This is a genomic window from Pseudobutyrivibrio ruminis CF1b (assembly GCF_000424005.1).
Classification (GTDB): Bacteria; Bacillota; Clostridia; order Lachnospirales; family Lachnospiraceae; genus Pseudobutyrivibrio; species Pseudobutyrivibrio ruminis_C.
In genome coordinates, this window is the sequence record NZ_AUJB01000010.1 from 188,464 (window position 1) to 211,534 (window position 23,071).

Here is a 23,071-nt window from a genome sequence, read left to right on the forward strand (position 1 = left end):
TTTAAAAATGGCAAAAGAGCATTTTGACAGAACCAAACCACATTGTAACATCGGTACTATCGGACACGTAGATCACGGTAAAACAACTCTTACAGCAGCTATCACAAAGGTACTTGCTGAGCGTGTTGCTGGTAATGCTAAGGTAGATTTCGAGAACATCGATAAGGCTCCAGAAGAGAGAGAAAGAGGTATCACAATCTCTACAGCTCACGTTGAGTACCAGACAGAGAAGAGACACTATGCACACGTTGACTGCCCAGGCCATGCTGATTATGTAAAGAACATGATTACAGGTGCTGCTCAGATGGACGGCGCTATCCTTGTAGTTGCTGCAACTGACGGTGTTATGGCTCAGACAAAGGAGCACATCCTTCTTTCACGTCAGGTAGGTGTACCTTACATCGTTGTATTCCTTAACAAGTGTGATATGGTTGATGATGAGGAGCTTATCGAGCTCGTAGAGATGGAAGTTACAGAGCAGCTTGAAGAGTATGACTTCAATGATTGTCCAATCATTAAGGGTTCAGCTCTTAAGGCTCTTGAGGATCCAAACGGCGAGTGGGGCGACAAGATCATGGAACTTATGGATACTGTAGATTCTTACATCCCAGATCCACAGCGTGAGACAGACAAGCCATTCCTTATGCCAGTAGAGGACGTATTCACAATCACAGGTCGTGGTACTGTTGCTACAGGTAGAGTAGAGCGTGGTGTTCTTCACCTTAACGACGAGCTTGAGATCATCGGTATCAAGGAAGATACACAGAAGACTGTTGTAACTGGTATCGAGATGTTCCGTAAGCTTCTTGACGAGGCTCAGGCTGGTGATAACATCGGTGCACTTCTTCGTGGTGTTAACCGTGACCAGATCCAGCGTGGACAGGTACTTGCTAAGCCAGGTACTGTAACATGCCACACAAAGTTTACAGCTCAGGTTTACGTTCTTACAAAGGATGAAGGTGGTCGTCATACTCCATTCTTCAACAACTATCGTCCACAGTTCTACTTCAGAACAACAGACGTTACAGGTGTTTGCGAGCTTCCAGCAGGTACAGAGATGTGCATGCCTGGCGATAACGTAGAGATGACAATCGAGCTCATCCACCCAATCGCTATGGAGCAGGGTCTTACATTCGCTATCCGTGAGGGTGGTAGAACAGTAGGTTCTGGTCGTGTTGCTACAATCATCGAATAATCGAGAGCGAACAGCCCAACCCAAATTTTAAAAATTCAAAGGCTTCCGAGGTGACTCGGGAGCCTTTTTTGTGTACAAATTGAAATATGGTTGCTTTTTGAATTATTTTTAAATTATGATATCAAATAGATGTTTAAATAAGGGGGTATGAAATGTTAATCGAACACATCGCTATGTATGTAAATGATTTAGAGAATGCCAGGGATTTCTTTGTGAAGTATCTTGGTGGGACTTCTAATGATGGATATCATAATAAGAATACAGATTTTAGGTCATACTTCATTTCTTTCGATGATGGGGCAAGGCTTGAGGTGATGACTAAGCCTGAGATAGAAGAGGTGGAAAAGACACTTAACAGGACAGGTTATGCGCATATAGCTTTTTCAGTAGGTAGCAAGGAAAAGGTGGATGAGCTGACAGCCCGTCTGAAAGCTGATGGATTTGAAGTGGTAAGCGGCCCTAGAACCACAGGAGATGGCTATTATGAGTCATGTATTGTGGTGATTGAAGGAAATCAGATAGAGCTGACAGTATAGTAATAAAAAGTATAGGTAGGATTTAAATTTGGGAAATAAGGTTATTTTTATTGATGTAGATGGAACATTAGTTAACTATGAGAATGTGTTGCCGGATTCGGCTGTTGATGCCATTAGAAAGGCCAGAAGCAACGGTCATAAGGTTTATATTTGCACTGGCCGTTCAGAGGCTGAGGTATATCAGAATATTTGGGATATAGGCCTTGATGGCATGATTGGTGGAAATGGCACATATATCAAAAGCGGAGACGAAGTAGTTTTCCATCAGGTGATTTCTAAGGAAGAAAGTAAACACATTGTAGACTGGCTTCATGCTAAGGGGCTTGAGTTCTACCTGGAAAGCAACAGTGGACTATATGCTTCAGAGCATTTCGAAGAGGTAGGTCTTCAGACTATTCAGGAATATACAAACAGAAAAGGCCGTGATGGAAGTCAGGTAACAGTGAGAACCATTTTCCCAGAGATGATTTTTGGGGCTGATTTATACAGAGATGATTTGAACAAAGTCTCTTTTATTTTAAAGTCATATAATGATTATCTTGAAGCTGTTAAAGAATTCCCTAATCTTAAAGTAGGCACCTGGGGTGGTGCAGGAGAGACTGCATTATTCGGTGATGTGGGTGTAAAGTCCATAGACAAGGGTAAAGCAGTTGATATGCTTCTTGAACATATTGGAGCATCTATCGAGGATACATTTGCTTTTGGAGATGCAAAGATTGATATTCCTATGTTTGAAAAATGTGCAGTTGGCGTTGCAGTTGCCAGTGGTGGCGACGAGATAAAAGCAATGGCCGATTATGTGACAGATGCTGTAGATGATGACGGTATATACAATGCTTTTAAGCATTTTGGACTTATATAGATAATGGTAATATTTACACAAATGCACTATAATGGGGAGTATTGAAATTCCAAAGGACAACTATGTAAAAAGGAGAATATTAAAAATGGAAAAGAAAAATACTAAAAAAATAGTTATTGGTGCAGTCATTCTCGTAGCCTTGATTGCCGTATTTGCACTTTGCTACAACAAGTTTGCTGCCAAGAGTACAGTTGGTGCAAAGGCTATCACAATTGAAGTTGTAGATTCAAAGGGCGACAGCACAAAGTACGAGATGAATACAGATGCTGAGTATCTTAAGGATGCAATGGATGAGTTGGCAGATGCTGATAGTTCCTTCTCATATAACGGTACAGAGTCTGATTATGGAATCATGGTAGAGGAAGTAAACGGCGAGCAGGCAATCTTCACAGAGGATAATGCATACTGGGCTCTTTATGTAAATGGTGAATACGGTCAGTACGGTGCAGACCAGCAGCCAGTAGTAAACGAGGATACATATACCTGGACTTATGAAAAAGCTGAGTAATCCATTTAACAAAAAGATAAATATAACTACAAAGGATGTAGCCACCATTGGAATGATGGTGGCTATTATTGAAGTATCCAAGTTTGCATTGAGTTTTATGCCAAATATTGAGTTGACCACCTTTTGGATTATAATGTTCACCCTTTATTTTGGTAGAAAAGCAGGACTTGCAATTCCTGCATTTATTCTTGTGGAGGGCGCAATATATGGAATGAATACCTGGTGGATTATGTATCTGTATATATGGCCTCTGTTAGTAATAATTACATGGATATTCAGGAAAACCGAGTCCATCCTATTCTGGTCCATATTGTCAGGCATTTTTGGGCTATGCTTTGGTTTCTTATGTTCCTTTGTTTACTTCTTTATTGGATTTAGCACAGGAGGAATTCGAGGTGGATTTGCTACAGCATTCCCGTGGTGGATTTCTGGTATCCCATGGGATTTCATTCACTGCGTAGGAAATTTCACCTTTATGATGGTTTTATATACTCCTATCCGTTCGGTAATGAAGCGTTTTGCTTACAACTAGAATCTTTTTTTATTGAATACAAAAGGTTAAAATAAAAGTAACATTAGTTGAAAAACTTAAGGGGGAAGATGCTTATGGAAGCTTTATTGAGTTTTATTACTGCGGTCTGCGGTAGGATTCAGGTTGTATCAGATTTATTCTGGGATTTCCCAACAAACTTTGATTGGTATGCAAACATACCGATTCTTGGTAATTTTTCACTAGCTATAATACTTTTAATTGGATCAGGAATATACTTTTCTATTAGGCTGAGATTTATTCAGGTGCGCAAATTCAAGCGTGGAATAGAAGTTTTGAAGAACAGCAAGGCAAAGACTGGTATTTCGCCACTGGCTTCATTCTTCCTTTCTACAGCTATGCGAGTAGGCCCTGGAAATATCCTTGGTGTTACAGGTGCGGTATCTGTCGGTGGTCCTGGAGCGCTCCTTTGGATGTGGATTTCAGCTTTCTTTGGAATGGCCACAGCTTTTGTGGAGTCTACACTTTCACAGATTTTCAAAGAGAAAAAAGATGATGAATATATTGGTGGTATGGCTTTCTATGGAAGACGCCTTATCAAAAATTCTGCAATAGTAGGTGTTGTACTTTCGCTCATGTATATCATCTATGCTCTGCTTTGTTTCCCAGCCCAAGGATTTAACACAGTATCTGCAATGGGACAGATTGCCAGCATTGTTAGCGGCACAGAGCTTCCTACAACACATGCTGTATACTGGATTGGCTTTGTAATTGTCATCATCGCTACAATCGCTGTTTCATTTGGTGGAACAAAGAAGATTTCTCACGTAACAGATATTCTCGTACCCGTAATGGCAATCGTATATGTGGTTACAGTACTTGTACTTATCGTTATCAACATCACAAGAATCCCTTGGTTCTTCTATGCTGTATTTACTGAGGCATTCAAGCCTGAGGCAGTATTCGGAGGAGCCTTTGGTATCGCATTGATGCAGGGCGTTAAGCGAGGCCTTATGTCTAATGAAGCAGGTCAAGGTACTATCACAATGCCTGCAGCAGCTTCAGATGCAGAGCACCCTTGTGATCAGGGTTGTGTACAGGCTATCGGCGTTTTCCTTGATACAATAGTAATTTGTACCCTAACAGGTTTTGTAGTCATTATGGGCCGTGTATGGCTCACAGATAATGGTGCTGCATGGTTCGAGCTTGGAAAGCTTCCAAAGTATCTTGCATCTGCAGCAGAACTTACACCAGGAACAGCATTCAATAACGTTGTCACACTGCTGATTTCCCTCTGCTTTGGTCTGTTTGCATTCACATGTCTCCTTGGATTTATGTCCTTCTCAGAGATATGTGCCAACAGAATCAACCGCAGCAAGGCATTTATCAATGTAATCAGAGTGCTTGATATTCTGGTAATCTGTTTTGGTATGCTTACTTCTATTGTAGGAATGGATTTAGGGGCATTGTGGGATTTATCAGATTTTGCTAATATCTTGATTGCATACTGCAACATTCCACTTCTTTACATTGGATTTAAGTATGTTAAAAAAGCCCAGCTCCACTACGAGAAGGAAGACGGAACACCATTTACATCTGACGTTATCGGCATGGACGTAAGTGTCTGGGATGAAAGAGCTAGAAAGAATTAATGTTAGAAAAAGATTTTATAGAGTTATACACATCACAATTAAATGAGCAACAAATGGAAGCAGTACGGACCGTCGAAGGGCCCGTGCTGCTTTTGGCTGTTCCGGGAAGTGGTAAGACCACAGTTTTGGTAAACCGCCTGGGCTATATGATTTACTGCAAGGCCATAGCACCAGAAAACATTTTGACCCTGACCTACACGGTAGCAGCCACAAAGGATATGGCAAACAGATTTGAGAAAATCTTTGGGCCAGATCTTTCGGACAGATTAGAGTTTAGAACCATCAATGGTATCTGTTCCAAGGTTATAGCCTACTACGGCAGAATGATTGGAAAGAATTCCTTTGAACTGCTTACAGATGAAAAGGAGATAATCAGGCTTCTATCAAATATCTATCTGAACGTAGAGGGAGAATACCCAACAGAAAGCGATATAAAAAACATCAGAACTCTCATAACTTACTGTAAGAATATGTACCTTACAAGTGATGAGATAGAAAAACTTGGTAAGGATGAGGATATCAATCTTCGCAGGATTTACGAGGCATACAATAATGAGTTGAAGAATCACAGCCTGATGGATTACGATGACCAGATGCTTTATGCCTACAGAATCCTGAAAGGTTCGCCAGTGGTTCTCAATTACTATAGAAACCTGTACAGATATATCTGCGTGGATGAGGCTCAGGATACCTCAAAGATTCAGCATATGATTATTTCCCTGCTTTCAGGAGAAAGTGGAAATATATTTATGGTTGGAGATGAGGATCAGAGTATATATGGATTTAGAGCTGCATATCCAGAGGCACTTTTGAATTTTGAAAGAAATCATGTAGGTGCCAAGGTTCTTGTAATGGATAAGAATTACCGCTCCAATGCAAGGATTGTAGAGGCTGCAGATATCTTCATCCAGCACAATAAGGACAGACACAAGAAGCATATATGTGCTACAAAGGATGCCAAAAGCGAAATCAGTTTTGTAAAGATAGACAGGGAAAAGCAGTACAGCTATCTGGTGAAGGTAGCTGAAAACGTAAATACGAAGACAGCTGTTTTATATCGAGATAATGAAAGCGCACTTCCACTTGTAGATATGTTGGAAAGACAGTCAGTACCTTACAACATCAAGAGTGTTGATATGGCTTTCTTCACCAACAGGGTGGTTATAGACATAATCAACATGCTACAGTTTGCCTTTGTGCCAATGGATGCAGACTTGTTTATGAAGATATATTTCAAGTTCCAGCTATACCTTAGCAAGAAGGACGCTATAGAAATGTGTGAGCTGGCAGAGAGAAATCACTCAGGAGTCTTGGATGCCATCGAGCTTCTCAACCTTAATGGCCACGTACTGGGCAATTGCAAATCCCTGAGAACCCACTACAGAAACATGGTGGATGAGACTCCATATAAGGCCATTAATAGAATTGAGAATTTTATGGGATACGGTGATTACCTTAATTCCAATAACATAGATACAAACAAGATATTCATCCTGAAGATGCTTGCTAAAAAGGAAAAGGATATTCCAGCTTTCCTTAACAGGCTCACAGAGCTTAGAAGAATTCTTATGGAAAAGAAGAATGACAGCAGTGCAAAATTCATCCTTTCCACAATCCATTCCAGCAAAGGTCTGGAGTACGATGATGTTATCCTGATTGATGTAATAAACGGTGTATTTCCTAACAAGGTGCTTAGACCTCATACAAAGGCTACACCTCAGGAGAAGAGGGATTACGAGGAAGAGCGCAGAATCTTTTATGTAGGAATGACAAGAGCCAAGGAAAAGCTAACAATTTTCAAATATGAAAACAGAAATTCCACCTTCATAAAGGAACTAAAGCCAGAGACTCAGAAAGCGGAAACAGAAGAGAAGAAGTCCTATGGAAATACAAAGGTTACATCATACCTAAAGCAACCTAAACCACAAAAGACAAATCAGTCTGCAGTGCCAGAGAGATTAATCATAGGTCAGAGAGTAACTCAGACAAAATATGGAGCAGGAACAATAACCGATGTAATCCTTGATGATTATGGCACTCCAGAAACATTTTCTGTGGAATTTGAGTCAGGGGTAGAAAAGAGTTTTTCCTATCCAGTTGCTTTTTCATATGGTATGAAAGTACAATAAACATAATAATGTAACGAGAAGTGGAGAAAATGTATGAAGGTTGGTTTGGCAGCATGCTCTAATGGACATAGTGAACAGTGGGCAAGTCAGGTGGATGAGTTGTGCCAGGTTCTTAATGATATGAACATCGAGACTGTAAAAGCTGAGCATATAATGTGCATAACTGATGAATTTAGCGGCACAGATGTGGAAAGAGCGCAGGATTTAATGCAGTTCTATCAGGATGACACAATCCAGGCTATCTATGATATATCCGGGGGAGATTTGGCCAACGGGGTCCTAAAGTATCTGGATTTTGAGACGATAAAAAATTCTGATAAGACTTTTTGGGGCTACAGCGATTTGACCACAGTAATCAATGCCATATATTCTCAGACCGGAAAAGAGTCAGTACTTTTCCAGGTTAAAAATATGGTTTACTCAGCCGCTGAGTTGCAACAGAAGAGATTTGCTGATTATATAAAAGGGGCAAATAATGAGCTGTTTAACATTGATTACGATTTTCTTCAGGGACAGTCCATGGAGGGGATTTTAGTAGGTGGTAACATACGTTGCTTACTTAAGCTTGCAGGCACAAAATATTTCCCTGATGTGACAGGAAAAATTTTGATGCTGGAGGCATATGGTGGTGAGTCTGGACAGATTGCCACACTGTTTGCCCAGCTTGAGCTGATGGGAGTATTTGAAAAAGTGGCAGGTGTTATGCTTGGTACATTTACCGGGTATGAAAGAGCTAATCTTAAAATGTCAGTATTTGATTTGCTTAAGATGCACATCCCAGAGGGGTTACCAGTGGGCAAGACACATGATGTAGGTCATAGCCATGACGCCAAAGCTGTAGTGATAGGTCGGTATTATAGATTCTAAACAGGAGGGGGTAGAAGCTAAAATATGGATAACGAATTAAGAGATTTGCACAAGAGAATGGAAGAAGTCCACGGTAGAGTGGATGTGCTGTTTAAGACAGCCAAGATCCCAACTATGCTTATGAGCGAGTACAAAAATAAGGTGGATCAGTACGAGAACATGTTTGATACAGTGGAGACTATGAAAAAGATGGTGGAGACTGATGAGGCAGTGGCTCAGCTGGTGGTTCAGCAAAAGGAAATCTTAAACAAGAGAATCAAGTGTGAATTGGAGCTAGCCAGAAAAGCTCAGAGCTGCATATAAAAAGGGAGGTTTTACTATGATTAAAGTATATTGCTATTCACGTTGCACAACATGTAAGAAGGCCATTAAGTGGCTTGAAGATAACAAGATTAAGCATGAGGTTATCGACATCAAGGAAAATCATCCTGATGAGAAGACTCTTAAGGATTTACATAAGAAGAGTGGATTACCTCTTAAGAAATTCTTCAACACAAGCGGTCAGCTTTACAGAGAAATGGAGCTTTCAAAGAAGCTTCCTGACATGACTGAAGCAGAGATGTACAAGATTCTTGCATCAGATGGAATGCTTGTAAAGCGCCCACTTCTTATTACAGATAAAGCTGTAATACCAGGATTCAAAGAGGAACAGTGGAAAGAAGCAACCAAATAAATAGGTGAGCAAAAAAAATAATCATGTATTTGATTTCTGCATATTTTGATGAAACAACAACTAAAAAATTACAGGAATATATAAATCGTATATACGAAGCAACAGGAAATGGATTTATGGTGGAAAACCATGTGCCACCACATATGACTATCTCAGCTTTGGAGGCGAGAAATGTGGATGTGCTGGTGCCAGGCTTTGAAACCCTCGAAGGCAGCCTGACATCACAGGAGATTCAGATAGTCTCACTAGGCCAGTTTCTGCCTTATGTTTTTTACGGTGCACCTATTCTTAATGATTATTTGCAGCAGATGTCACAGAAGGTATTTGATACCTTCAAAGATATCCCAGAGGTGACCGTCAGCAGATATTACAGGCCAGGTTCATGGCTGCCACACATTACCCTTGGCAAACAGCTTTCAAAGGAGCAGATGAGTAAGGCTCTTGAAGCCATGCAGGATTTCACACCAATCAAAGGAAAAATCGTGAGAATAGGGCTATCAACAGTAAATCCTCATAAGGATATAAGAATAATAACATTAGAATAGTAACATTTTTGTAATAAATCTCGTTTTTCCCTAGGAATTCCCCCAGTTTTACGCTATAATTGACGAATGCGGGGAGATGAGTATGGACTACATACGATTGGGGGACTAATGTTTTGAACAAGAAATTTAAATTAACAGACTACATGTCAGAGGGAATTATATTTGTAATTCTTATTGGCATGATTGGTCTTCTTTTTAAAGAAGAAAGCGTATACATCTATAAGTGGTATTTTGCCCTTTTAATAGTTGGTATAGGCTTTTTTTCATTGACTAAAAAGGTCTTCAAAAACTTCACTGACAGAGGATACATTTTCTCAAAGGTAATAGGTGTCTCTATTTCCGGAATGGTGGTATTCTGGCTGTCGAATCTCAAACTGCTTAAATTTACACCTGTGAATTGCGCCTTTGTCACAGTGCTTTTAGCGGTAGTGGCTACAACTATTTCCACTATCCAGGACAAGAAAAAAGGCAATGCAGTTTCTATTGATAAGGAAAATCTGAAGTTCATGATTGCAGAGGAGCTGATGTTCCTGCTTCTTCTCACATGTCTTCTTTATATGAAATCCTTCAAACCAGATGCATATGGTACAGAGAAATTCATGGATTATGGATTTATGAATACCATGACAAAGCTCACATATTTCCCTGTTGAGGATATCTGGTTTGCACATGAAAATCTCAACTACTATTATTTAGGTCAGTATTTTGCTGCTTTCATCAATCAGCTTTCATTTAACGATGTAAGATTCAGTTATAACATTATGTTCTACACAGTATGCTCTATGGCATTTGTGGAGGCATTCTCTTGCACATACAAACTTATCCAGACAAAGTTTGGCCCTAAGTTCAAGAAGGCACACGGAATTATCGGTGGTTTACTTGGTGGCGCCGGAGTATGCTTCGAGGGTAGCGCTCACTTTATCGTTTTTGGAATCGTATTAAAAATCTACAACGCTATTATCGGAAATGCAGAGTACTCTTACTGGTTCCCAGAGAGTACCAGATACGTTGGTTATGTTCCAGAGAGAATGGATAAGACCATCACTGAGACTCCTTCATATTCATTTGTAATTGGAGATTTGCACGCACACGTTATCAACATCATGTTCGTGCTTACTATAATTGGAATTATCATTGCCTTTGCTACTCAGATGGCAGACAAGAAGGGTAGCAGCCAGAAGCTTGAGCTTGATTTCACACCCAAGGATTTCATCCTTAAGGCTCTTACTCCTACAGTGCTTCTCTGTGGTTTCTTCACAGGATTTTTCCAGGGAAACAACTACTGGGATTATGCAATCTACATGATGATTTCAGCACTTACAGTTTTATTTGTGGATTTTAAAGTATATGGATTTACAAAGAAGAGCACACTGTTCTCTGCAATCCAAATCATATTTATGATGGTTATTGCAAATGTTGTTATCCTTCCATTTAAGCTGAATTTCACAAAGATGGAGGGTGGTATTTTCCTTTGCGAGAACCACACATTATTCCATCAGCTACTTGTCCTTTGGCTTTTACCAGTGGCGACTGCAGTAGTTTGCCTTGTATTTGCTATTAAGGATTATTTAAATGATGAGGACAAGGCTCAGGATAAGAAGGTAAATGTTCTTGGAAGAATTATCGTAAATGCGAATATTGCAGACCTTATGGTTATGCTTTTTACATGCTGTTCAATTGGATTGATTATTATCCCAGAGGTCATCTATGTAAAAGATATCTACAACATCGATTACGCCAGAGCAAATACAACATTCAAGCTTACATATCAGTCTTGCATTATGTTTGGTATAATCACAGGCTATGCAATGATTTCCCTTTTTGCCTTCAAAAAGACAAAGGTTAAAAAGGTGTTGGCTTGCATTCTTCTGGTTCCAACACTTGTCTGCATGTCTTACTATTTCGTAAGCTGTCATAGCTGGTTCGGAAATATTTTTGACAGCTCACGAACCAGAACTTTAAATGCCACAGCATTTATGGAGACAAATCCTCAGTTTGCAGAGGATCTTCAGGTTGTAAACTATCTAAACAGTCTTGATTATGATAAGCCACCTGTAGTTCTTGAAAACTATGGAGACGCATACACTGATGCAGGCAGAATGTCAGTAGCTTCAGGATGTCCTACAGTTTTAGGCTGGTATGCCCATGAGTGGCTTTGGAGATTCAGCCAGGAGGCTGTAGAGAGCAGAGCTACAGATATCAGAGAAATCTATACAGGTTATGATTTAGAGACAACAAAGGAACTTATTAAGAAATACAATATCCAGTACATTTATATTGGTCAATTTGAGTACCAGAGTTATGATTTTGCCGGAACACCTATCAATCTCTACAAGCTTTTACAGCTTGGTGATGTGGAGTTACAGCTTGAGTCAAGCTACTATGGCGGCTATCACAACTACCTAATTAGAGTGAATGCAGATTAGTAACAGAGGAACAGTCACATGGTGGCTGTTCCTTTTGTAGATGCAAAATTTACCTTTGACCTTCAAATAATTACCTCTTATCCCAAATTGTTGTTTGTGGGGATTAAATATGTAAAATGATAATCAAGGAGGCGCCAATAGTTATGAAGATAAATATTGACGTAGATGATTCTTTACAGCAGGACATGATAACCATTCACTGCCGAGAGATAACAGATGAGATATTGGAGCTGCAGCGACTGTTGTCGAGTAAGCAGATGGGGGCACAAAGAATATCGGCCTACATTGATGACACGGAATATTACGTGGAAGTGAAATCAATCCTATTTATGGAGGCTGATGGAAATTACATATCAATCCACACTGGAAAATCCATCTACAGGATAAGACAAAAATTATATGAGCTTGAAGAACTGCTACCGAGAGATTTCCTGAGGGTATCAAAATCAACTATCGTAAATACGGAACTGATTTCCTCGATAAAGAAAAATATCACGGGAGCAAGTGAGATTTCATTTAGAAATTCTGCAAAGAAAGCTTATGCATCACGCAACTACATTAAAGCACTTATTGAAATAATGGATGAAAAGAGGATAAAGAGATGAGAAAAGGAAAAATTAGAAACGCAATTAGAGGTTTAGCAATTATCGCATTTGCGGTATGTTTATTACTTAGCAGATCAACATTTTTTACAGATATGCCAATGGCAAAGATTGCTGTATGTATCATTATGGCACTGTTCTTTGGTGAGCAGCTTCTTGAGAAGAGCTTTGTGGGAATGGCAATTCCTGTAGGTGTTGTAACCTGTTTATTTAGAGACGAGCTTATGTTAGGTGATGTTCACTATGCTCTTATTATGATTGCTGTAATCCTTATCGGTATTGGACTTTCTACAATCTTCGGACATAAGCCAAAGGTTGTATTTGACCATAAGGGAAAGGAGTATATCATGGGTGAGAATCACACATCAGAATACTGGGAAGAAGATGGTAATTTTACATTGGATAACGGCCTTGGCTCAAGAACACAGTATGTATCTGTAAAGAATATGCGCAAGGGTTCAATCGACAATGGACTGGGAACTTTGACTGCTTATTTTGATGGTTCTACAGTTGCAGAGGAAGGTGCTTTCCTTGATATTGACAATGGACTTGGTGCAATGTCATTATATTTCCCAAAGGAATTTAGAATGTCATTCAACTTTGACAATGGTCTGGGGAAAATTAATGTTCACGGCGAGTGCTCACAGGATGAGGCACAGCCACTTGTTAAGACACAGATTGATAACGGATTAGGACAGGTAGATATTTACTTCGTGTAAGGCAAATGAATTGATGAGGGACCCGACAGGTCCCTCTTTTTGGAGGTTAAGATGAAAAAGGGACTTGTTATGGAAGGTGGAGCAATGCGCGGAATCTTCACCTGCGGTGTTATTGATGTATTGTTGGAAAATGGAATTGAGTTTGACAGTGCGGTAGGTGTATCTGCCGGAGCTACATTTGGCTTGAATTTCAAGTCAAAACAGATAGGCCGTCCGCTTAGATACAATAAGATTTATTGTAATGACAAGAGATACTGCAGCATAAATTCCTGGGTTAAGACAGGTGATCTGTACAATGTACCATTCTGCTATGGCACACTTCCATATGAGCTTGATGTGTGGGATGGAGAGACCTTCTATGACAACCCAATGGACTTTTTCGTTGTGGCCACAGATATCAATACAGGTGCAGCAGTTTATCACAAGTGTGACAACAGGGACTACACAAGGGATGGAATTGACATCAGATGGATTAGAGCATCTGCATCAATGCCTATGTTCTCACGCCCTGTAGAAATCGATAATAAGCTGTATTTAGATGGGGGAATGGCAGATTCTATACCTTTGAGGTTTATGGAAAGTGAAAAATGTGATAGAATCCTTGTGATTGAAACACAGCCAGCAGATTTTGTTAAGAAGCCTCAGAAGTATATGGGCATTGTAAAGATGTTCCTTGGCAAGTTTCCAAACATGGTAAAGGTCATGAGGGACAGACATCTTATGTACAACGAGGAAAAGGCATACGTGCGACAGAAGGAGCAGGCAGGTGAGGTCTTTGTTATCAGGCCATCGGTAGCACCTAATATTAATCCTACCGAGAAAAATCCTGATGAACTTCAGCGCGTCTATGAAATGGGCCGCGCCGAGGCAATCAGATCCCTGGAGGGATTAAAGCAGTATTTGGCATAGGAGACTGTGCCCCGGTTTTGAAAGGTAGTAAGAATGAGTATTTTAAACGTAGAACATTTATCCCACGGTTTTGGTGACCGCGCCATCTTTGAGGACGTGTCATTCAGACTGTTGAAGGGTGAGCATATCGGACTTGTTGGAGCCAACGGCGAAGGCAAGTCTACTTTTATGAATATCATCACAGGCAAGCTTCAGCCAGATGAGGGAAAGATTGAGTGGTCAAAGAAGGTTCGTGTTGGTTATCTCGATCAGCACACAGCTCTTGAGAAGGGTATGACAATTGGCAGCGTCCTTCACTCAGCTTTTGATTTCCTCTATGACATGGAGCAGGAGATGAACGACATCTATGCCAGCTTAGGCGATGTCACCGACGATGACGAGATGAATAAGCGCATGGAGGAAGCAGGAACTATAGCTGACCTTCTCACTATGCACGACTTTTATATGATAGATGCCAAGGTGGAGGAAGTAGCCAGAGCTCTCGGCGTACTTGACCTAGGACTTGATAAGGATGTTACAGAGCTTTCCGGTGGACAGCGTACAAAGGTACTTATGGCAAAGCTTTTATTGGAGAAGCCAGACATCCTTCTTTTGGACGAGCCTACAAACTACCTTGATGTGGAGCACATCGAATGGCTTAAGAGATATCTGAACGATTATGAGAATGCATTTATCCTTATTTCCCATGACGTTCCATTCCTGAATTCAGTTATCAATCTCATTTACCACATGGATAACAAGCAGCTTAACCGCTATGTGGGAGATTATGACAAGTTCCAGGAAGTATATGCAATGAAGCAGAGTCAGCTTCAGGCTGCCTACAATAGACAGCAGAAGGAGATTGCTGAGCTTAAGGATTTCGTTGCCCGCAATAAGGCAAACGTTGCCACAAGAAACATGGCTATGTCACGTCAGAAGAAGCTTGATAAGATGGATGTAATCGAGCTTGCAGCAGAGAAGCCAAAGCCAGAGTTTTACTTCAAGGAGGCACGTACTCCTAGCCGTGTAATCTTCTCTACAAAGGAGCTTGTTATCGGCTACGACAAGAACGAGCCACTTTCAATTCCTTTGAATCTGGAGATGCAGCGCAAGCAGAAGATTGTACTTACTGGTGCAAACGGTATTGGAAAGACTACTCTCTTAAAGAGTATTTTAGGTCTCATTCCACCACTTTCAGGTACAGTATATCAGGGAGAGTTCCTTGAGATTGGATACTTTGAGCAGGAGATGGATCAGCATATTTCCACTACATGTATCGAGGAAATCTGGAACGAGTTCCCTTCATATAATCAGAATGAGGTTCGTGCAGCCCTTGCTAAGTGCGGACTTACAACAAAGCATATTGAAAGCTTATGCCGAGTTCTTTCCGGTGGTGAGCAGGCAAAGGTTCGTCTTTGCAAGCTTTTGAACCGCGAGACAAACCTTCTTCTTTTAGATGAGCCTACAAACCATCTTGATGTGGATGCAAAGGATGAGCTTAAGCGTGCACTTAAGGAATACAACGGAAGCATCCTTATGGTATGCCATGAGCCTGAGTTCTACGAGGGTCTCGCGACGGATGTATGGGATTGCAGTAAATGGACAACTAAGACAATATAGATTTTTCACACCACATAATGACAAATGTCACTTAACAAAATGACAGCCTTCACTACAGAGGGCTGTCTTTTTCATTTATATTATCATCAGAAACGAAAAACAAAGCCGTAAAGGAGAAGGATATGAGTCAGTGCGTAGTAGAAATCGAAAACTTGGTAAAAAGATATGGAGATAAGGTGGCTGTAGATCACTTTTCATTAAATGTAAACGAAGGGGAAATTCTTGGACTTCTTGGACCTAACGGTTCAGGTAAGACAACAACAATTAACTGCCTGCTTTCACTTCTTAAATACGATAAAGGAATAGTGACAATCTTTGATAAGGAGATGAAGCCAGAGGCCTACGATATCAAGTCACAGATTGGTGTGGTAATGCAGAATGTGGCAGTGGTTGAAACCCTTACAGTTTATGAAAACGTGGATTTCTTCTGTGGCCTCTACATCAAGGACAAGGCAACAAGAAAGAAATATGTTGAGGATGCACTGGAGTTCACAGGACTTACAGAATATAAAAAGTATCTTCCAAAGAAGCTCTCAGGTGGTCTTCTTAGAAGATTAAACATCGCCTGCGGAATCGCTCACAAGCCAAAGCTTATTATCTTTGATGAGCCAACAGTTGCAGTTGACCCACAGAGCCGAAACGCAATCCTTGAGGGAATTAGAAAGATGAACAGAGATGGTGCAACAATCATTTACACATCTCATTACATGGAAGAGGTTGAGGAGCTTTGCACACGAGTTGTAATTATGGACCATGGAAAGAACGTTGCAAACGGAACATCTCAGGAGCTTAAATCTTCCCTCATCAACAGAGAAACAATCCGTGTTGGTCTTCCTGATAAGTCGGACAAGATTATCGCAGGAATCAAGGAAATCAACCATGTTTATAAGGTTAAGGAGGACGGAGATGATCTGGTTATTAAATGTGATGGTGGAGATCATAACCTGGTACATATCCTCAGTTATTTAAATGATAACAATGTGCCATTTGGACACGTATCAACAGAACTTCCTACATTAAATGATGTATTCCTTGAAATCACAGGAAAGGAGCTTAGAGATTAATGTTTGGTCGAATCTATGTATATAAATTAAAAGAGATGCTTCGCAACAAGTACGTTGTGGGCTGGAATATTTTCTTCCCACTTGTCCTTGCTACAGTATTTTATTTTGGATTTGGAAATCTTATAAGTGATGATCCTGATAATTTCAAAACCATAAATGTAGGATACGTAAATACGAATCAGGAAGAAACAAATTTTGGAATGCTCTTAGAGGAAATGTCAAAAGTAAGTGATAACCGTACAAAGATTGTAGAGGTTCATGAGTATTCTTCAAAAGAAGAAGCTGCAGAGGCTATGAATTCCGAAATGATTTCTGGATTCTATGTTGAGGATGGAGATGATATTTCCACATACGTGCTAACAAATGGCTACAAGGCCACCACATTAAATGAAATCGTTCGAGAATATAAAAATATGTATTCAGTCATTGAAAAAGTGGCCCAGGAACATCCTGAAAATCTTCAGAAAGCCATCGATATGGTTTCCAATCAAATGGAGATTATGAAGGAGCATGATTTTGGTACTAACACTTCACCATACCTGCAGTATTTCTTCGCTTTGATTGCCATGTCATCACTTTTCAGCTCATGGATTAGTACAGCAATGCTTGAAGGCATGTGCGCAAATATGACTGAGACAGGAAAGAGATTTGAGGTGGCACCTACCAACAAGCTCCTTGCAATTGCAGGCTGTGTTATGGCAGGACTTACAATTCAGTCAGTATCAAATGCAGTACTTGTTGTATATGTTCAGTACATACTTAAAATCAACATGGGCGCGCCATTTATCAACCTTGTTTTGATTACTACACTGGGAAGTGCCCTGGGAATCTCAGCAGGAGTTTTGATTGGTTCCTTTATCAAAAACGAAAGATTATTGGTTGCAGTACCACTTGTATTTACAATGGGATGCTCATTCTGCAGTGGTCTCATGTGGCATCAGATTAGACAGATTATTGAAAGTAACTGTCCTATTTTAAATAGAATCAACCCAGCGGCACTTTTGGTTGATTGTCTTTATACAAGAGCTACCTACGGCAAAACAGATATGTATTATCAGGACATTTTGATTATGGGCTGCATGGTTGTTGGAGGTCTTTTTGTAAGCTCATTATTCTTGAGGAGGAGAAAATATGCCAGTATTTAATGCAATTATAAAATCACTTAGAGCGAATATAGTGAACATCATCGTTTATTTTGCAATCTTCGCTGTATTCGGAAATATGCAGGCCAAGGCTACTGTCTCTACTCAGGAAGATATGTTTGAAGATATGCAGGTGACGGTTGCTGTTACAGATAACGATAATTCTGTTCTCAGCCATGCACTGGTGGATTATCTTAAAGAGACACAGATTGTTGTGGATCCAAAGACAGATGACCCTCAGGAAATGAATGATAACGTAAGATTTTTAATCTATGAATATGCACTTATTATTCCTGAAGATTTTGAGGAAAAGGTTTTATCAGGTGAGACAGAAAATGTCCTTGAGTATATTGCGCCTGGAACTACTGCATCTCAGTTTCTTCTCACACAGAAGCTTGGTGACTATTTACAGGATGTTGTGATATATTTAAATAGTGGTTTTAGCGAGGAAGAGGCTATCAGCCTGACCCACGACCAGATGGTAAAGCTTAGCGAAACAAAAGCTACTGTTATGGATTCTGCTGAGGAAAATCATCGTTCATTCTATACAGGAATGTTCACCTTCAATGGTTATACACACATGATTATCCTTTGTATCTGCTGTGCATGCACACTTACATTTATGAAGGACAAGGATGTTAAAAATCGAATATCCGTTAGTGGAATGCATTTCTTCACAAGAAGCGCAGCTACAATCGGTGGTGTGTTTGCAGTAGGAGTGGTTTTGACAACATTAATGATTGGTGTTATCCAGATTATGAGTCTACAGTATGCAAACAATAAGCTTATCTACTACATGATTGACAGCTACAGTCTGATGTTGGTAGGACTTGGAATGGCATATTTCATATGCTCACTTACATCAAATGAAAACCTTATTAACATGATTGGAAACATGATGGTGCTTTCTATGAGCTTCCTTTGTGGAGTATTCGTAGATACAGAATTCCTGTCAGACAAGATTGTTCAGATAGCACATTTCATGCCATTGTACTGGTACACCACAGCTATTAAATTTATAAATGATACTCCAGTGAATGATATTTGGAGTCGCAAGTTTGGTATTTATATATTTATTGAAATCCTCTTTGCATTAGTGTTCATATTTGCAGGAATGATTATTTCAAGGAAAAAGGAACAGTATGCTATTTGATGTGATTATCCGCTTTTTAGCGGCATTAGGATTAACCGTACTTATTAACGCAAGTGGCATTACAACCCTCTCGGTTGTAATGTCTATTTGCGTTTTTTTGATATTAGAAATAAGCCTTTTAGTTGATAAGAAACGTATATACGGAGTGCTGACCGCCATACCATTTGTAGCCACTCTGATATATATGATACGTGAGGATACCACTGCTTTTGGTTATTTGGCCATATTTGCAATCCTTGCGTCATTTACGCTGGTGTCTACTATATTATATGAGCAGGTAATGACCTATAAGAGACTTCTGCATCGCACACGAGACGACAGTAAGGAGCTGGAGGAAATTTTAGAGGAAAAGAACCGAAGGCTTTTATCAGAGCAGGATCAGCAGGTGCATCTGGCTACCCTTGCAGAGCGAAACAGAATAGCCAGAGAGATTCATGATAATGTGGGACACCTGCTATCAAGAGCCATCCTTCTGCTGGGAGCTATCTCTACTGTAAATAAGGACGAAAATCTGGAGCCTCAGTTAAAAATGCTTGCCAGTACATTAGACGAATCTATGGCAAAGATGAGAGCATCAGTACATGATTTACATGATGATTCAATCGATTTGAAAAAGAACTTTGATGACATTATCGGAGAGCTGAAAAGCTTTACCGTAAATACGGATTTAGATTTGGATGAATCTATCCCGACAAATATAAAACTGTCACTGATAGGAATTTTAAAAGAGGCAGTTACAAATATCCTGAAGCATTCCAATGGCGATGAGGTATCAATTATCCTGCAGAGAAACTACAGCTTTTGTACCATTTCTATTACTGATAACGGAACAGTGTCTCAGGAGATGAAGGAAAAGATTGCTTTAGATGATTATGAAGGCATAGGCCTTACAAATATAAGAAACAGAGCAAATGCTCTTGGGGGAGATGCATACATTTATACCAACGATGGCTTTACGGTATTCGCAAGGCTTCCCTTTGTAGTAAAGGCTGCTGAAGAGGTGTTATAAATGGACGACAAGAAAATTTTATTAATCGACGACGATGAACTAATCACAATGTCCCTTGAAATGATAATCAACGCAGAAGAGGGGTTTTCAGTAATTGGAAAAGGAAACAGTGGAAGAGAAGGAGTGCAGCTTTTTGACGAGCTAAATCCTGATCTGCTTCTCATGGATATTCGTATGGCTGATATGAATGGTCTGGAGGCAGCAGAAAAAATTCTGGCAAAGCATAAGGATGCTGTCATACTGTTCCTTACAACCTTCTCGGACGACGAGTATATCGTAAAGGCTTTAAAGCTGGGGGTTCGTGGTTATCTTTTAAAGCAGGACTACAAGTCACTTCCTGCAGCTCTTCATGCTGCCATGGATGGACAGAGTGTCTTTGGAGGCGCCATTGTTGATAAACTTCCTGCACTTATGAGTACCGCAGAAGAGGATAGTGGATTTGATTATGAGTCAAAGGATATTTCTGAGAAAGAATATGAAGTTATCCAGCTGGTAGCAGAGGGATTTTCCAATAAAGAGATTGCACAGAAGCTCTTCTTATCAGAGGGCACTGTGAGAAATTATCTTTCCACCATTTTGGAAAAGCTGGAGCTTAGAGACCGCACCCAGCTTGCAATATTTTACCTTAAGAACTAAAAAAGAGCTAAGGCCTATTTTACAGGTCTTAGCTCTATTACATTGTCACCGTATTCAATATTGTTTTTTTCAAGGAAGGCTTCAAAATCCTGCATTTGCCAAGGCTGCATTGCATCCTCAGGATGATGTGCATCACATCCGATTACAAACTTGGCTCCCATGGCAGAAGCCATTGAGAAGAAGCGGTCGCTAGGGTAATTTCTATTTAAGAAGAATCCCTGCATATTGATTTCCAAAGGAATGTCCAAATCAATGGAAGCCTTAACAATACGCTTCATGTGGTGCTGATAAACCATATCAGGGCCTGCATAGTACATCAGATCCGGATGGGCCAGGTAGCTGAACAGTCCTGTTTTCATTCCTTCTACTGTATAATCAACATATTCTTTCAGCTTAGACTCATCAGTGGTTTCAAATCCGGCATAGAATCCATCGATTTCATTAGGAACATGATGCTGCCCCTGAATAATATAATCAATAGGATACTGGCGAATGTGCTCCATCAAAGTACCGAAATACTTATCAGAGTACTCTACCTCCAGTCCAATATAAATCTGGATATCCTTCTTATACTCATCTCTAAGTTTTACTAGAGTGTCTGTATAGTTTTCCAGCTCATCCATTCCCATTCGAATGTGTGAGTAAAAATCCTTTGGGTATGGCTGAGGGGTATGGTCTGAAAAGCCCAATATTTTAAATCCGTTTTTAATTGCTGTTTCAATATATTCTCTTTCGGTACCTTCGGCGTGATTACATCTTGTTGTGTGTGTATGGTAATTAGCTAGCATGATAATCCTCCATTCCCATAAACTATACCCACAAACGCCACAAATTTGCAATATAAAGATTTTACATATATAATGTCCCAATAAAAAAATTAAAGGAAGAAATGTATGATATTAGACCTATTAACAAAAATTGATGATGTGATGTACTATCCGATTTTGATAATCGTAATGGGCATCGCTGGATTATATTTTACTTTTAGAACACGCTTCGTTCAGATTAGACTTTTGAAGGAAGCATGCAGACTTGTTATGGAGAAGCCAGAGGACAAGGCTCACGTATCTTCATTCCAGGCTCTTATGGTATCCACAGCTTCACGTGTAGGTACAGGAAATATTGTAGGTGTATCCACAGCACTTTGCATCGGTGGACCTGGTGCAATGTTTTGGATGTGGCTCATGTGTATCATCGGTGCAGCTTCTGCATTCGTAGAAAGTACACTGGCTCAGGTTTACAAGCAGAAGGAAAAGGATGGCAGCTGTTACGGTGGTCCTGCCTATTATATTGAGCAGGCTCTTAAAGCTCCTTGGCTTTCAGTTATTTTTTGCGTATGCCTTATAGCAACTTATGCAGTAGGTTTCAACTTACTTTGTTCTTACAACCTTCAGTCAACATTTGCTACTTACAGCTTTTATAATGAAGCAATCACACCAGCTATCATTGGCGCAGTTATCGCTCTTCTTGTTGGCTTTTGCGTAATGGGCGGAGGAAAGAAGATTGTCAAGCTTACAGAGGTATTGGTTCCTTTCATGGGAATCTGCTATGTAATCGTAGCTTTGATTGTAATCCTTGTTAACATTACAAATGTTCCAGCTATGTTTGCTGCCATCTTTAAGGATGCATTTGATTTCAAGTCAATCTTTGGTGGCGTTTCTGGTTCATGCTTGATTTATGGTATTAAGCGAGGCCTTTATTCAAATGAGGCAGGTGTTGGTTCTGCACCAAACGCATCTGCATCAGCTAATGTTAGTCATCCTGTTAAGCAGGGACTTGTTCAGACAGTTTCTGTTTATATTGATACAATGCTTCTTTGCACAGCTACTGGTCTTATGTGTCTTAGCTCAGGTGTACAGGCAGGCGAGGATGTAAGCGGTATTCCTTATGTGCAGCAGGCTATTGCTTCAGTATTTGGAAGTTTCGGTCCGTTGTTCATTACAGGGGCAATGTTATTATTTGCCTTTACAACACTCCTTGGAAATCTTTATTATGTAGATAACGCATTAATTTATCTCAATGGAAAGAAAAAGCCAGGAGCAGTATTTATGACAGCCTTCAGAATTCTTTGCGTGGCAGTTATCTTTGTGGGAGCAATTATCTCTATGGATACTGCATGGGCAGCTGCTGATATTACCATGGGACTTATGACAATTATCAACCTTCCATGCTGTGCGCTGTTGTTTGGAACAGTTGATAAGGTTCTTAAGGATTATGAAAAGCAGAAGAAAGAAGGAAAGAATCCTGTATTCATAGGGGGAGAAGTTGGGCTTGATGAGAAAGAGTTAAGTTTCTGGAAGTAATTCACAAAATCTTCACATATCGATATTATAATGCATGAAGTTTTTTGTGGTT

At 40.0% G+C, this 23,071-nt stretch carries 23 protein-coding genes; 22 read left to right on the forward strand and 1 reads right to left on the reverse strand.

The annotated features are described in order from the left end of the window. The first annotated feature begins 7 nt into the window (after window positions 1-7). From tuf to G592_RS0109540, 21 genes are all read left to right on the forward strand, one after another. Window positions 8-1,195, forward strand: coding sequence for an elongation factor Tu (tuf, locus tag G592_RS0109440; protein ID WP_015548549.1), 1,188 nt, complete (start codon window positions 8-10; stop codon window positions 1,193-1,195). Between the two features lie 152 nt (window positions 1,196-1,347). Further along, window positions 1,348-1,731, forward strand: coding sequence for a VOC family protein (locus G592_RS0109445; RefSeq protein WP_028247607.1), 384 nt, complete (start codon window positions 1,348-1,350; stop codon window positions 1,729-1,731). Between the two features lie 28 nt (window positions 1,732-1,759). Then, the gene (locus G592_RS0109450; RefSeq protein WP_028247608.1) at window positions 1,760-2,593 is read left to right on the forward strand and encodes a Cof-type HAD-IIB family hydrolase; all 834 of its coding nucleotides are present in this window, start codon (window positions 1,760-1,762) and stop codon (window positions 2,591-2,593) included. An 85-nt stretch (window positions 2,594-2,678) separates the two neighbouring features. Beyond that, window positions 2,679-3,101, forward strand: coding sequence for a DUF4430 domain-containing protein (locus G592_RS0109455; protein WP_028247609.1), 423 nt, complete (start codon window positions 2,679-2,681; stop codon window positions 3,099-3,101). Beyond that, entirely contained in the window at window positions 3,085-3,633 is a 549-nt protein-coding gene (locus G592_RS0109460; RefSeq protein WP_242830161.1) for a hypothetical protein, read from the forward strand. The genes G592_RS0109455 and G592_RS0109460 overlap by 17 nt, the downstream gene beginning before the upstream one ends. A 74-nt stretch (window positions 3,634-3,707) precedes the next feature. Then, window positions 3,708-5,243: an alanine/glycine:cation symporter family protein gene (locus tag G592_RS0109465; protein ID WP_028247611.1), complete on the forward strand. Its 1,536-nt coding sequence runs from the start codon at window positions 3,708-3,710 to the stop codon at window positions 5,241-5,243. Continuing rightward, on the forward strand, window positions 5,243-7,372 hold the full coding sequence (locus G592_RS16155) for an ATP-dependent helicase (RefSeq protein ID WP_036952459.1): 2,130 nt from the start codon (window positions 5,243-5,245) through the stop codon (window positions 7,370-7,372). The genes G592_RS0109465 and G592_RS16155 overlap by 1 nt, the downstream gene beginning before the upstream one ends. A gap of 33 nt (window positions 7,373-7,405) precedes the next feature. Beyond that, window positions 7,406-8,239, forward strand: coding sequence for an LD-carboxypeptidase (locus tag G592_RS0109475; RefSeq protein WP_028247612.1), 834 nt, complete (start codon window positions 7,406-7,408; stop codon window positions 8,237-8,239). A gap of 24 nt (window positions 8,240-8,263) precedes the next feature. After that, window positions 8,264-8,542, forward strand: a complete 279-nt coding sequence (locus tag G592_RS0109480; RefSeq protein WP_028247613.1) for a hypothetical protein — start codon at window positions 8,264-8,266, stop codon at window positions 8,540-8,542. 16 nt (window positions 8,543-8,558) lie between these two features. Then, entirely contained in the window at window positions 8,559-8,912 is a 354-nt protein-coding gene (locus G592_RS0109485; RefSeq protein WP_028247614.1) for an arsenate reductase family protein, read from the forward strand. 23 nt (window positions 8,913-8,935) lie between these two features. Next, entirely contained in the window at window positions 8,936-9,457 is a 522-nt protein-coding gene (locus G592_RS0109490; RefSeq protein WP_028247615.1) for a 2'-5' RNA ligase family protein, read from the forward strand. A gap of 113 nt (window positions 9,458-9,570) precedes the next feature. Beyond that, window positions 9,571-11,883: a DUF2298 domain-containing protein gene (locus G592_RS0109495; RefSeq protein WP_028247616.1), complete on the forward strand. Its 2,313-nt coding sequence runs from the start codon at window positions 9,571-9,573 to the stop codon at window positions 11,881-11,883. A 143-nt stretch (window positions 11,884-12,026) separates the two neighbouring features. Further along, window positions 12,027-12,488: a LytTR family DNA-binding domain-containing protein gene (locus G592_RS0109500; RefSeq protein ID WP_028247617.1), complete on the forward strand. Its 462-nt coding sequence runs from the start codon at window positions 12,027-12,029 to the stop codon at window positions 12,486-12,488. After that, on the forward strand, window positions 12,485-13,204 hold the full coding sequence (locus tag G592_RS16160; RefSeq protein ID WP_028247618.1) for a hypothetical protein: 720 nt from the start codon (window positions 12,485-12,487) through the stop codon (window positions 13,202-13,204). Before G592_RS0109500 ends, G592_RS16160 begins: the two co-directional genes overlap by 4 nt. A 51-nt stretch (window positions 13,205-13,255) precedes the next feature. Beyond that, window positions 13,256-14,113 (forward strand): patatin-like phospholipase family protein, encoded by an 858-nt coding sequence (locus G592_RS0109510; RefSeq protein ID WP_028247619.1) that lies wholly within the window; start codon window positions 13,256-13,258, stop codon window positions 14,111-14,113. 33 nt (window positions 14,114-14,146) lie between these two features. Beyond that, window positions 14,147-15,712 (forward strand): ABC-F family ATP-binding cassette domain-containing protein, encoded by a 1,566-nt coding sequence (locus G592_RS0109515; RefSeq protein WP_028247620.1) that lies wholly within the window; start codon window positions 14,147-14,149, stop codon window positions 15,710-15,712. A 122-nt stretch (window positions 15,713-15,834) separates the two neighbouring features. Next, complete coding sequence (locus G592_RS0109520) at window positions 15,835-16,776, forward strand: ABC transporter ATP-binding protein (RefSeq protein WP_028247621.1); 942 nt, start codon at window positions 15,835-15,837, stop codon at window positions 16,774-16,776. Then, window positions 16,776-17,921: an ABC transporter permease gene (locus tag G592_RS0109525; RefSeq protein ID WP_028247622.1), complete on the forward strand. Its 1,146-nt coding sequence runs from the start codon at window positions 16,776-16,778 to the stop codon at window positions 17,919-17,921. Before G592_RS0109520 ends, G592_RS0109525 begins: the two co-directional genes overlap by 1 nt. Further along, on the forward strand, window positions 17,908-19,071 hold the full coding sequence (locus tag G592_RS0109530; RefSeq protein ID WP_028247623.1) for an ABC transporter permease: 1,164 nt from the start codon (window positions 17,908-17,910) through the stop codon (window positions 19,069-19,071). Before G592_RS0109525 ends, G592_RS0109530 begins: the two co-directional genes overlap by 14 nt. Further along, complete coding sequence (locus G592_RS16165; RefSeq protein WP_051194852.1) at window positions 19,061-20,080, forward strand: sensor histidine kinase; 1,020 nt, start codon at window positions 19,061-19,063, stop codon at window positions 20,078-20,080. The genes G592_RS0109530 and G592_RS16165 overlap by 11 nt, the downstream gene beginning before the upstream one ends. Further along, window positions 20,081-20,716, forward strand: a complete 636-nt coding sequence (locus tag G592_RS0109540) for a response regulator (RefSeq protein ID WP_028247624.1) — start codon at window positions 20,081-20,083, stop codon at window positions 20,714-20,716. A gap of 14 nt (window positions 20,717-20,730) precedes the next feature. Here the strand turns inward: G592_RS0109540 and G592_RS0109545 are convergent, their stop codons facing one another. Further along, entirely contained in the window at window positions 20,731-21,504 is a 774-nt protein-coding gene (locus G592_RS0109545) for a histidinol-phosphatase (protein ID WP_028247625.1), read from the reverse strand. A gap of 105 nt (window positions 21,505-21,609) precedes the next feature. Between G592_RS0109545 and G592_RS0109550 the strand changes: the two genes are divergently transcribed. Then, window positions 21,610-23,019 carry an alanine/glycine:cation symporter family protein gene (locus G592_RS0109550; protein ID WP_196801833.1) on the forward strand — a complete coding sequence of 470 codons (1,410 nt, stop codon included), beginning with the start codon at window positions 21,610-21,612 and terminating at the stop codon, window positions 23,017-23,019. Window positions 23,020-23,071: the final 52 nt, after the last annotated feature.